This is a genomic window from Nocardiopsis suaedae (assembly GCF_027706745.1).
Lineage (GTDB): Bacteria > Actinomycetota > Actinomycetes > Streptosporangiales > Streptosporangiaceae > Nocardiopsis_A > Nocardiopsis_A suaedae.
Window position 1 is genome coordinate 19,472 of sequence record NZ_JAQFWP010000026.1, and the last position, 12,020, is coordinate 31,491.

Below are 12,020 nucleotides of genomic sequence, written 5' to 3' on the forward strand. Positions count from 1 at the left end.
AAACCCCCGAGGTCAACGAGGCGGAGGCGGGGCTATTCGGCCTTCATCGGGATCTCGAACCAGACGGCCTTCCCGGTGGGCGTGGGCCGCGACCCCCAGCGCGCGGCGAGCTGGTCCACCAGGTAGAGCCCGCGCCCGCCCTCGTCGTCGGCGCCCGCGCTGCGGATCCGCGGCAGCCGCAGGTCGTTGTCGAAGACCTCCACCCACACCGACTCGGCGCCGCGGCGCAGCCGCAGCCAGAAGGTGCTGTCCGGCTCGCCGGGGTCCTCCTCGGCCAGCTCCTCCAGCAGGTCCGACCAGTCCTCGGAGAAGTCCTCGGCCGTGTCCTCGGCCCCGGCGCCGAAGCCCGCCGCCTCGGCCCCCGAGTCGCGCACCCCCTCGGTGGTGAACTCCCGCCGCACCGGGTGCGGGGTGGCGTGGATGACCACGTTGGTGACGATCTCGGAGACGAGCAGGCAGGCCAGCTCGGCCTGGCCCGGGTCCATCCCCCACTCGGCGAAGGTGGAGGCGGCCAGGTGCCGCGCCTCGGCCACGGTGGGCGCCTCGGCCGGGTAGCTCTCCTCCCGCAGCGACAGCTCCTCGGGGTGGGTGCGCACCACCAGCAGCGCGGTGTCGTCGTCGGTCTCCCCGGGCACCGAGGCCAGCGCGGTGTCGGCGATCCGCTCCACGTCCCGGTCGGCGACCCGGTACACCCGCTCGTGCAGCCGCTCCAGGGAGCGCCGGGGGTCGGCCTCGCCGCCCACGGGGCGGCGGTCCACCAGCCCGTCGGTGTAGAGCAGCAGCGCCGCGCCGGGCGGGAGGGTCAGGTCGGCCTGGTGGTAGACGGCCTCGTCGTAGGGGACGCCCCGGGCCTTGCCGCCCAGCAGCGAGTCGGTGACCTCCAGGGCCAGCTCGCACACCTCGCCGTCGGCGATGAGCAGCGGCGGCTGGTGCCCGGCGTTGGCGTAGGACAGCTGCCGGGACCAGGCGTCGTAGACCATGTACAGGCAGCTCACGCTGGGCACCCAGGTGCCGCCGGTGCCGTCCGGGCGGCCCAGCCGCCGCACCCACTCGTCCAGCTCGCGCAGGATGTCGGCGGGCTCGCGGTCGGCCTGGGCGAAGGCGCGCAGCGCCGCGCGCAGCTGCCCCATCACGGCGGCGGCGTGCGGGCCGCGGCCCTCCACGTCGCCCACGACGATGCCCACGCGCCCGGCCGACAGCGGGACCACGTCGTAGAAGTCGCCCCCGACCTGGGTCTGGATGCCGTGCCCGTGCGCCTCCAGCGGCTTGGCCGGAACGTACCGGTGGGCGATGGACAGCCCGTCGAAGGGCGGGAACGAGCGGGGCAGCAGGCTGTGCTGGAAGGCCAGCGCGGTGCTGCGCTCCTCCTCGAAGAGGCGGGCGTTGTCGATGGCCAGCGCCACCCGGGAGGCGACCGCCCCCGCCAGGTCGCAGTCGAAGCCGTCGTAGTCGGTCTTGTCCCGGGGGGTGAGCCGGGACAGGGCCAGGGTGAGCACGCCCAGCAGCTCTCCGCGCGCGCGCAGCGGCGCGGCCACCGCGGAGGCCAGGCCCACCTGGTCGGCCACGCGGGCGGAGCGCTCGTCCACCATGCCGGGCGGGTGGCGCAGGTCGCCCGCGGTGACCGTCTCCAGGCGGCGCATGGCGCGGGCGGCGAAGTGCCGCTCGGGGTAGCGCACCTCCTGGCCGACGTCGGGCCAGGTGCCCGGGGGCGGCGACCAGCCCTCGGCGTGCACCGACACGCGGCGCACCAGCCGGTCGTGGTCGTAGAGGTCGATGAAGCAGTGGTCGGCGAACTGGGGGACGAGGGTCTCGGCGACGGCTTTCAGCGCGCCGTCGAACTGCAGCGACCCGGCCAGCCGGGCGCCGATCCGCTCCAGCAGCCCGTACTGCTCCTCCACCCGGCCGCTGCGCATCGCCTCGTAGGCGAAGATGGCCATGCCCTCGACGGCGCCGTCCTCGCCGCACATCGGCACCGCCTGGGCGCGCACGTGCATCCAGGCGGCGTCGGCGCGCACCACGGCGAAGGTGCCCTCCCAGGTGCGGCCGCGCAGCACCTGGCGGGCGAGCTGGGAGGCGCGCTCGCGGTCGGACTCGTGCACGCCGATGTCGAGCAGGGAGGCGCCGATCGGGTCGGCGCGCCCGGTGAAGCCGAACAGGCGGCGGGCGTAGGCGTTCCAGTAGCGCAGGTGGCTGAAGCGGTCGGCCACGATGACGGCGATCCGCGCCTGCTCGACGACCGTCTCCCCGGTGATCGCGCTGTCGTCGTAAAAGGCTTCCCCCCACCGCTTCATTCAGCCGCCACCTTGCCGTCAAGGATCCGCACCGTGCCGACCCGCGCGTTCTCCGGATCGCCCCCGCTTTCGCCCGAGCATAGCCCCACAGGGCGCAAATCCGCAGAGCAACGCGACATTTCGGGGACAGGGGCGCTCCGTCCGCCGCGCCCGGGCACGGTCAGTGCTTGGCGACGAAGACGTGGCCGGCGACCTCCCGCGAGAGCTCCCCCGCCGTACCGTCGCCGGAGTTCGGCAGCACCCGCACCCCGTCCTCGGTGGCGGTCAGGCGGACCTCGCCGCCCGGGCGCACTCCGGCCTCCTTCAGTTCCCGCATGACCTCGGTGTCGGTCTGCAGGTGCTCGCTGATCCGGCGGACCGTGACCGTGGTCTCGGCGCCGTTGGCGATCTCGGTCATGGGGGCGATGGAGTCGTCGGAGAACGGCTCGGGCGAATAGTCGTCCAGGCCCAGCTCGTCCAGGCCGGGGATGGGGTTGCCGTGCGGGCACACCGAGGGCGCGTTGAGCAGCCTCACCAGGCGCTCCTCGACGGCCTCGGAGATGACGTGCTCCCAGCGGCACGCCTCCACGTGCACGTCCTCCCAGGCGAGGCCGATCACGTCGACGAGGAGGCGCTCGGCGAGCCGGTGCTTGCGCATGACGTGCATGGCGAGACGGCGGCCCTCGGAGGTCATCACGAGGTGCCGGTCGTTCTCCACCCGCAGGAGGCCGTCGCGCTCCATCCGGGCCACCGTCTGGCTCACGGTGGGGCCGCTCTGGTGCAGGCGCTCCGCGATGCGCGCGCGGAGCGGGACGATGCCCTCCTCCTCAAGCTCGAAGATGGTACGCAGGTACATCTCCGTGGTGTCGATGAGCCCGTGTGCGGTCAACGCTCTCCTCCCCTCGTCGGCCGTTGAGAGCCGGCCGCCGCAGAACTCTCAACACCGGTCGGCGGCGACGGATTCCCCGCTCCGGGCGGAGTCGCACAGCCTGCCGATGGCTTACATCATAGCGTCCGGAACGGGGCGTGTTCCGGCCGTGGGCCCCGTGTGCGGCGGCTCGCGCTCACGGGGAGAGGCGGTCGACGACCCAGTGCCCGCCGGAGCCCTCACCGGTGCGCAGGTACCGGAACCTGTCGTGCATGCGGTCCGACCCGCCCTGCCAGAACTCGACCTCTTGGGGGACGATCCGGTAGCCGCCCCAGTACTCGGGGCGCGGCACCTCCTCCTCGTCCTTCCAGACCGCCTCCCAGTGGGCATACCGCTCCTGCAGCTGGGAACGGTCGGTGACAGGGGAGGACTGATGCGCGCTCGCCCACGCGCCGATGCGGGAGCCGCGGGGACGCGACCGGAAGTAGGCGTCGTTCTCGGCGTCCCCGAGCGGTTCGGCGCGCCCGATGAAGGAGACCTGGCGCCGGATGGCGTGCCAGGGGAAGAGGACCGCGGTCCGCGGCTCCCGCTCCAGCGCGCGGGCCTTGCGGGAGCGGCGGTTGGTGAAGAAGCGCAGCCCGGACGTGTCGAAGCCCTTCAGGAGCACGGTGCGCGAGCGCGGCGCGCCGCCGGGGTCGACGGTGCTCAGCACCATCGCGTTGGGCTCGGCCAGCCCCGCCTCCGCGGCCTGGGAGAACCACAGGTCGAACAGGTCCATCGGGTCATCGGGCAGCGCGGAGCGTCCCAAAGGTGCACCGGAATAGGGTTCACGCAGCTCAGCCGGGTCACAATTGCTCACGATCGTGCATCCTCCACGGTTCGCCCGTCGAGCGCAAAGGATGGCGCCATGACCGAGTTCAGACCCGGGCTCGAAGGAGTCACGGCCTTTCGGACCGAGATCGCCGAACCGGACAAGGACGGCGGCGCCCTCCGCTACCGCGGGGTCGACATCGAGCGGCTGGTGGGGAAGGTGACCTACGGCCGGGTGTGGGGGCTGCTGGTCGACGACGCCCTGGACCCGGGGCTGCCCCCGGCCGAGGCGCCGCCGTCCCCGGTGCGCACCGGGGACGTGCGGGTGGACGTTCAAGCCGCGTTGGCGGCGTTCGCCCCGCGCATGGGGCTGTCCCCGCTGCTGGACACCGAGCCCGCGCAGGCCCGGGAGGACATGGCGCGGGTGGCGTCGGCCGCGCTGTCGGTGATCGCCCGCGCGGCGCGCGCGGCCTCGGGCGGGGGCGCCGAGGTGCCCGAGGCCCGTGCCGCCGAGGGCGCCACCGCGGTGGAGCGGTTCATGGTGGCGCTGCGCGGCGACCCGGACCCCGCCCATGTGCGGGCGGTGGACGCCTACTGGACGTCGGCGGCCGAGCACGGCATGAACGCCTCCACGTTCACCGCCCGGGTGATCGCCTCGACCGGGGCGGACGCGGCCGCGGCGATGTCCGGGGCGGTGGGGGCGATGTCGGGCCCCCTGCACGGCGGCGCCCCGGCCCGGGTGCTGCACCTGCTCGACGGGGCCGAGCAGGCGGGGGACGCCCGGTCCTACGTGCGCGGGGTGCTGGACCGCGGGGAGCGGCTGATGGGGTTCGGGCACCGGGTGTACCGGGCCGAGGACCCGCGTGCCCGGGTGCTCCGGCGCACCGCCCGCGAGCTGGGCGCGCCCCGGTACGAGGCGGCGGCCGCGGTCGAGGAGGCGGCCCTGGCCGAGCTGGCCGAGCGCAAGCCGGACCGGGTGCTGGCGACCAACGTGGAGTACTGGGCGGCGGTGGTGCTCGACTTCGCGCGGATCCCCTCCGAGCTGTTCACGCCGATGTTCACGGCCGCGCGCCTGGCCGGGTGGTCGGCGCACGTGCTGGAGCAGCGGCTCACCGGGCGGCTGGTGCGGCCGAGCGCCGAGTACACCGGACCGGCCGATCGGCCCCTGGAGGACGTCGCCGGGGCCCAGGAGGCGCTCGCCCAGGGGGTCTGAACCGCCGGGCGTGAGGGGCCGCGCACGGCGCCGCCCCGGGGGCCGCCGTGGGGCCCGCTCCGGGGCCCCTCCCCGCCCCGCCGCCGATTCCGACATTTCTCCTCCATTCCTCCGGAGGGTCCGCGGGAATCGCGGATTAACACCGATTCACATCCGGTGGTCAGGGCGCGGATTTCCGGCCCGCGGCGGGCCGCGGACCCGCTAGGTGCACCCCTCACCTGCGGCTCAATGGGCGCGGCCACTACCATGACCCGGGTGAGCGACATTCAGATTCCCGCGAACCTGCTGCCCACAGACGGACGATTCGGGTGCGGCCCGTCCAAGGTGCGCCCCGAGCAACTGAAGGCCCTCGCCGATTCCGGATCCGCCTACTTCGGCACCTCGCACCGGCAGAAGCCGGTCAAGTCCCTCGTCGGGCGGGTGCGGAGCGGGCTCGCGTCGCTGTTCTCCCTCCCCGAGGGGTACGAGGTGGTGCTCGGCAACGGCGGCACGACCGCGTTCTGGGACATCGCCGCCCACGGCCTGATCCGCGAGCGCTCCCAGCACCTGGACTTCGGCGAGTTCTCCTCCAAGTTCGCCAAGGTCGCCAAGGGCGCGCCCTGGCTCGGTGAGCCGACGGTGATCTCCACCGACCCCGGCACCCACGGCGAGCCGCGCGCCGAGGAGGGCGTGGACGCCTACGCGCTCACCCACAACGAGACCTCCACCGGTGTGGCCGCCCCGATCCGGCGCCCCGCGGGCGCCGACGCCGACTCCCTGGTCCTGGTGGACGCCACCAGCGGCGCGGGGGGCCTACCGGTCGACATCGCCGAGACGGACGTCTACTACTTCGCCCCGCAGAAGTGCTTCGCCGCCGACGGCGGGCTGTGGATCGCGATCATGTCCCCCAAGGCGCTGGAGCGCGCCGCCGCGATCGCCGACTCGGGGCGCTACATCCCGGCGTTCTTCTCGCTCACCACGGCGATCGACAACTCCCCCAAGGACCAGACCTACAACACCCCCGCGGTGGGCACGCTGCTGCTCCTCGCCGAGCAGATCGAGTGGCTCAACGCCCAGGGCGGCCTGGACTGGGCGGTCTCCCGCACCGCCGAGTCCTCCCAGACCCTCTACACCTGGGCGGAGAAGACCTCCTACACCTCGCCGTTCGTCGCCGACCCGGCGCAGCGCTCCCAGGTGGTGGGCACCATCGACTTCGACGACTCGGTGGACGCCGCCAAGGTCGCCGCCGCGCTGCGCGCCAACGGCGTCGTGGACACCGAGCCCTACCGCAAGCTGGGCCGCAACCAGCTGCGCATCGGCATGTTCCCGGCGATCGAGCCGTCCGACGTGCAGGCGCTGACCTCCTGCATCGAGCACGTCGTCGGCGAGTTGGCCTAGGCCTGTCGGACCCGGTACACATGGGGGTCGGCCCGCTCCGGGCCGGCCCCCTCTTCTCTTTCCGACGAGCCCCAGGCCGGGAGTGGATCGCCCAGTGCGCAGGAACAAGCGGCAGCCCGAGACCGCCATCGTCTCCCACCGCGGCGCGCCGGCCCACCGGCCCGAGCACACCCTGGCCTCCTACCGGCTGGGGGCGCGGCACGGCGGCGACTTCATCGAGACCGACCTGGTGTCCACCGCCGACGGGGTCCTGGTGGCACGGCACGAGCCGGAGATCGGCGGCACCACCGACGTGTCCGGTCGGCCCGAGTTCGCCGACCGGCGCACCACCCGCACCGTCGACGGGGTCGAGCACACCGGCTGGTTCGCCCAGGACTTCACCCTGGCGGAGCTGAAGACGCTGCGCGCCGTCGAGCGCATCCCGGACGTGCGGCCGGACAACGCCTCCTACGACGGGGAGTTCGCGGTCCCCACGCTGGAGGAGATCATCGCGCTCGCAAAGGAGATGACGGCGGAGCTGGGGCGCCCGGTCGGGATCTACCCGGAGACCAAGAGCCCGGCCCACCACGAGGCGGCGGGGCTGGGGCTGGAGGAGCCGCTGGCGGCGGCGCTGCGCGAGCACGGGCTGGCCGGGCCCGAGCCGGAGGTCCCCGTCTTCCTGCAGTCCTTCGAGAGCGGCAGCCTGAAGAAGCTCGCCGGCCTGGAGGTGCCGCTGGTCTTCCTGATGGAGGACGCCGAGCCGTGGCACCGGTTCACCAGCGGGGAAGGGCTGGCCGAGGTCGCGTCGTTCGCGCACGCCATCGGCCCGGACAAGGGCATGGTGGTGGCACGCGAGGAGGACGGCTCGCTGGGCGCGCCCACCGGGCTGGTGGAGGCCGCGCACGAGGCCGGGCTGCTGGTGCACCCCTACACCTTCCGCAGCGAGAACCGCTTCCTCCCGTCCGACCTGCGGTCCGAGGGCGGAGAGGGCGCGTACGGGTCCTTCGCCGCCGAGTACGCGGCGTTCTTCGCCGCCGGGGTGGACGGGGTGTTCACCGACTTCTCCCGGCACGCCTTCCTGGCCCGCGAGATCCACGCCGAGCAGGGCTGAGCGCGGTCAGCGGCCCTTGCGGCCGCCCGGTCCGTGCGTGGTCACCGTTGTCGGCGGCGACGGCGAGGCCGGCGGCTCTATCTGCTGGTCGGTCGGCCGTCGGGTGGGTGCGTGGTCACCGTGATGGGCAGCGACGGCGTGAGCGGGGCGGTTCCCCGGGCCTGCTTGCCGCCCGCCGGGTTCCTCGCGGTGCGGGCGGGTGGGCCGAGGGCAGCGGGGGTGGTGCTTTCACCACGCGATCACCCTCCGGGTGGTTCGTTCGCCGCGCTCGATCGGCCAACAGGCGTGAAGGGGTCCGGTATGCCCGGTTTCAGGGCCGGGGGTCTCACCTGTCGGGGTGAGGGGGCCGGGTGACGTGCACCCTCCTCTGGGCATCTCCGGTCCGGGTGGCTGCCTGGCCGCGAAGGTGGGTCTTGTTCGCGTTCGTGGCGGCTGCCGGGCGCTGTCTCAACCAACGTGCACCCCTCCCCTCCGACGGGAATCTCCCGCATGGTGAGACATCGGGGCCATGGTTCGCACTCTCCGGCGCCCGGACCCGCCCCCGTCGGGCCCACTCCGAAGTCAACAGGGTTCTGACCTGGGCAAACACTCCGCGTTAAGGGGCGGGAGGACCGCGAAGCGCGCTCAGCGACACCCGCGCGGGCCCCGGGCGCGCGAAGTCGGCGTTTCCAGAACAGGTTCTGGAAATGGAATGCCCGGTTCGTGCCTATATGAGGGGATCACGTCGAACATCGGAGTGGGCCCAGGGGTGCCTGGGCGCTCCCGCCGAGCACTCGGGGCCCACTTCGGGCCGATATCGGCTACACACGGTGGCGACCGGGACAGTAAACGGCTCAGGCGTGCCGTTTGGGGCCCTCTCGGAGGCAGAACGCGTTCTGGAATCGCGATGACCGCGCACCCCCGCCGCCCGCGCCGCCACCCCGGTCGTCGAACAGGGCACGGAAGGGGTCTCAGTGCCCCGAAAACCGGACGAATAGGACACCGAGCGGGTAGGGGCCGGACCGTAACCCGCTTTCTGGGCGCCACGGGCGGCCTGGGGCCATCCTGCGTGGCGGATCCGCCACCCGATCACGCCAAAGCGCCTCTTTCACGACGCAGGATCGCTGAACCCTGCTCCCTGCACCCGGTACACCCGGAATGTCCGACCTTGGCGGGCCCCCAGCCCCCTCGCGCGGGCTACCCCGCACCCTGGCGGCCCGCCGCCCGGCCGAGGCCCGGAGCGGGGTACCAGCCGAGCCGCCCGCCGACCCGCACCGCGAGGAGCCCGCCGGACGGCAGGCAAGACCGGGGAACCGCCCCACTTCTGCCGTCGCCGCCAACTCCGGTGACCACGCACACGCCCAGCGGCCGACAGCGTCGCAGGTAGGGCCGCCCACCTTGCTCGTCGCCGCTATCCCCCCGCACCCCGACGGCCCGGCGGACGGCTGGGGTCCGTGAGCGGGGTACCGGCTGGTGCCGTCGTTGCTACTGGTCACCTTGCGCCCCGGCGGCCCGCCGCCCGGCCGAGGCCCGGAGCGGGGCACCAGCCGAGCCGCCCGCCGACCCGCACCGCGAGCAGCCCGGCGCCCGGCAGACAGGCCCGGGGAACCGCCCCACTTCTGCCGTCGCCGCCAACTCCGGTGACCACGCACACACCGTACGGCCGACAGCGCTACCGCTAGGCCCGCTGACCTTCGTCGTCGCCGCCATCTACCCGGCACTCCCGCAACCCGCCGCCCGGCCGGAGTCCATGAGGGGGACCTGCTGTTCCGTCGCCGCCCCTCACCGTGGGGGTTACGCCTTGCGGACCAGGAGCACGATTCCGGCGATGACCGCCGCGGCCACACCGGCGCCGGTGAGGATGAACGTCCAGGCGCCTGGACCCGTCGTCTCGGCGGCCGCGTCCGGTTCCGGCGATGCTTCCTCCGAGGGGGAGCCCTCTCCGTCGGCACCGGCCCCGCGCATGTGCTCCGGGATCGGCACCTCCCACACCGGGCTCTGCACCCCTTCGGTACCGACCAGCACCGACGTCCCGTCATAGGTCAGCGACTCGCCCTGCTCGGACTCCGGCAGGCCGACCCGCCCCACGCTCTTGCCGGGCACGCCCTCCGAGGCGTCGTAGAACGTCACGCCCCAGTACGTGCGGATCGCGTAGTGGGAGCCGTCCGGGGAGAAGGCCGCGTCCGTGGCGTACAGCGGCGCCGAGTCCACGCGCTCCAGGGTGTTGGTGCCGTCCGGGTCGAGGGTCTCGGGGGCGGCGTACACCCCTCCGGCGACCTCCTTGCTGACCACGTACAGCCGGCCGTCGCGCGGGTCGACCATCATCGCCTCGGCGTCCCGGCCGCCGTCCGCGTAGGTGAAGGTGAACACCTCGGGGGTGACCGCCGCATCGGCGAGGGTCTCGGGCTCGGTGAACCGGTAGACGCGGATACTCGGCCAGCCGCCCTGGAAGTTGTCGCCGATGTCCCCCACGTACACGGCGGGCTCCCCGTCGCCGACCTCGGCGACCGCCACGGCCTCCCAGTCGCGCAGCTCCACGCCCTCACCGCCCAGGGTCAGGGTGGCCGCCGTTTCCCCGTCCCCGTCGACGGCGAAGACCTGGGGGGCGTGTTCACCGCTGTCATTGTGCGTCCACACCACGCCCTCGTGGCGGGCCGAGGCGGCCATGCCGCTGGACTCGGAGATGCGGGGGTCGGAGACGGTGAAGACCTCCCCGGTCCCCTCGGGCACCGAGGACGACGCGCCGGGCTCGGGGCTCGCCCCTCCCGTCGCCTCGGACGGGGCCATGGGCACGGCCGCCGCCGCGGCGGGCGGTGCGGCGGGCGGTGCGGCGGGGACGGCGGCGGTCGCCGCCGCCGCGGTGAGCAGCGCGCAGGCCGCCGCGGCTGAGCGGTGGTGCATGCCGCCATCCTGCCATCACCGGGGACGCCCGTTCCCGCGGCCGCCCCGGGTGAGGACCGGGCCGGTTCGGGGCATGCTCCGGCTACCACCGTCGGCGGAAAGGAAGGCCCCCATGAGGATCGTCGCCTGCCTCAACGGCGACCGCCGCCCCGGCGCGCACCCGGCGCTGCCGGTCTCGGCCGAGCAGGTCGCCCTGGACGCCGCAGCTGCGGTGGCCGCCGGCGCCGACGAGGTGCACGTCCACCCCCGGGACCGCTCGGGCGCCGAGGCGCTGGAGCCGCAGGTGCTCACCCCCCTGCTGGAGCGGCTGCGCGCCGAGCTCCCGGAGGTGGCGGTGAGCGTGACCACCGCGCTCACCGCCGAGCCCGACCCGTGGCGCCGCTACGACCTGGTGCAGCGGTGGGGTGCGCTGCCGGACTCGGCGACGGTGGACCTGCACGAGCCGGGGGCGGTGGAGGTGGCCCGGCTGCTGGCGGACCGCCGGGTGCGGGTGGAGGCGGGGCTGGCCACGGTCGCGGCGGCGCGGCTGCTGGCGGCGCTCGGGTCGGCGGTGGAGTTCGACCGGGTGCTGGTGGAGCCGGACGCGGCCGACCCGGAGCGGGCGCTGAGCGACGTCGAGCGGATCGGGGCGGTGCTGGACCGGGCGGGCGTCGGCCTGCCGCGGCTGGTGCACGGGGCCGACGGGGCGGCCTGGCCGGTGCTGGAGGCGGCGGTCGCGGCCGGGCACGACGTGCGCATCGGCCTGGAGGACACGCTGCTCGGGCCGGACGGCGGACAGGCGCGGGACAACGCGGCCCTGGTGGCGGCGGTGGTGGAGCGGGTCAGCCCGCGAGCGCGCCGATGACGACGATCAGCATGATCGCCGCGAGGACCGTCGGCAGCAGCCAGCGCTGCTTTCTGTTGTTGGTCAGCATGCTCATGGCGTTTTCAGCCTAGCGCCCACGTCGCGGCGGTCCGGTACCGGTACTCCCCGTCCCGCCGGAGGCTCTCCACCAGGTGTGCCTCACCGGCCTCCCAGAACGTCGTGGCCAGGGCGGTGGTGAGGGCGGTGCGCAGTCCGGCCAGGTCGGTGGGGCGGCGGCTGCGGGCCAGGGTGAGATGCGGCACGAACGGGCGGCGCTCGACGCGCACGCCGTGCGCACGGGCGGCCCGGCGCAGACCGGCGGCGGGCCGCGCCAGAGGCGAACCCCGCTCACCCTGGACACCGGCCCACAGGACGGTGGCGGCGCCGTCGTCCCCGGGGAAGGTCCCGGCGCCGCGCAGGGAGATCCGTTCGGGGCGGTGGCGGGCGAGCTCGGCGGCGAAGGCCTTCTCCAGCCCGTCCGGCCCGGGGAGGCGGGCGGGGTCGGTCTCACCGAGGAAGAGCAGGGTGATGTGCCGGTCGTCGCGCCTGGACCAGCGCAGGCCCGGGTCCTCTTGGACGCCGAGCGCGGCGGCGACGGCCGCCTCCACCTCGTCCAGCACGTCCTCGGGAGGGTTCACCGCGATGAACAGGCGCATACCGCAAGCCTG

The 12,020-nt window shown here is 74.1% G+C and carries 9 protein-coding genes; 4 read left to right on the forward strand and 5 right to left on the reverse strand.

Annotation, left to right across the window (positions count from 1 at the left end; translation table 11 throughout):
• Positions 1–32: 32 nt before the first annotated feature.
• From O4U47_RS15160 to pdxH, 3 genes are all read right to left on the reverse strand, one after another.
• Positions 33–2,291 (reverse strand): ATP-binding SpoIIE family protein phosphatase, encoded by a 2,259-nt coding sequence (locus tag O4U47_RS15160; protein ID WP_270678505.1) that lies wholly within the window; start codon positions 2,289–2,291, stop codon positions 33–35.
• 160 nt (positions 2,292–2,451) lie between these two features.
• Positions 2,452–3,159 (reverse strand): metal-dependent transcriptional regulator, encoded by a 708-nt coding sequence (locus O4U47_RS15165; RefSeq protein ID WP_270678506.1) that lies wholly within the window; start codon positions 3,157–3,159, stop codon positions 2,452–2,454.
• 175 nt (positions 3,160–3,334) lie between these two features.
• Positions 3,335–3,997, reverse strand: a complete 663-nt coding sequence (gene pdxH, locus O4U47_RS15170; protein WP_270678507.1) for a pyridoxamine 5'-phosphate oxidase — start codon at positions 3,995–3,997, stop codon at positions 3,335–3,337.
• A gap of 48 nt (positions 3,998–4,045) precedes the next feature.
• Between pdxH and O4U47_RS15175 the strand changes: the two genes are divergently transcribed.
• The 3 genes from O4U47_RS15175 to O4U47_RS15185 all read left to right on the forward strand — a co-directional run bounded on the left by O4U47_RS15175 (position 4,046) and on the right by O4U47_RS15185 (position 7,628).
• Positions 4,046–5,161 (forward strand): citrate synthase 2, encoded by a 1,116-nt coding sequence (locus O4U47_RS15175; protein WP_270678508.1) that lies wholly within the window; start codon positions 4,046–4,048, stop codon positions 5,159–5,161.
• Positions 5,162–5,407: 246 nt separating this feature from the next.
• Complete coding sequence (gene serC, locus O4U47_RS15180; RefSeq protein WP_270678562.1) at positions 5,408–6,538, forward strand: phosphoserine transaminase; 1,131 nt, start codon at positions 5,408–5,410, stop codon at positions 6,536–6,538.
• A gap of 94 nt (positions 6,539–6,632) precedes the next feature.
• Entirely contained in the window at positions 6,633–7,628 is a 996-nt protein-coding gene (locus tag O4U47_RS15185; RefSeq protein ID WP_270678509.1) for a glycerophosphodiester phosphodiesterase family protein, read from the forward strand.
• A 1,773-nt stretch (positions 7,629–9,401) separates the two neighbouring features.
• Here the strand turns inward: O4U47_RS15185 and O4U47_RS15190 are convergent.
• Positions 9,402–10,508 carry a hypothetical protein gene (locus O4U47_RS15190; protein WP_270678510.1) on the reverse strand — a complete coding sequence of 369 codons (1,107 nt, stop codon included), beginning with the start codon at positions 10,506–10,508 and terminating at the stop codon, positions 9,402–9,404.
• 112 nt (positions 10,509–10,620) lie between these two features.
• On the opposite strand from O4U47_RS15190, the gene O4U47_RS15195 reads away from it, so the two are divergent.
• Entirely contained in the window at positions 10,621–11,352 is a 732-nt protein-coding gene (locus O4U47_RS15195; RefSeq protein ID WP_270678511.1) for a 3-keto-5-aminohexanoate cleavage protein, read from the forward strand.
• Between the two features lie 83 nt (positions 11,353–11,435).
• Here the strand turns inward: O4U47_RS15195 and thpR are convergent, their stop codons facing one another.
• Positions 11,436–12,008, reverse strand: coding sequence for an RNA 2',3'-cyclic phosphodiesterase (gene thpR, locus O4U47_RS15200; protein ID WP_270678512.1), 573 nt, complete (start codon positions 12,006–12,008; stop codon positions 11,436–11,438).
• Between the last annotated feature and the right edge of the window lie 12 nt (positions 12,009–12,020).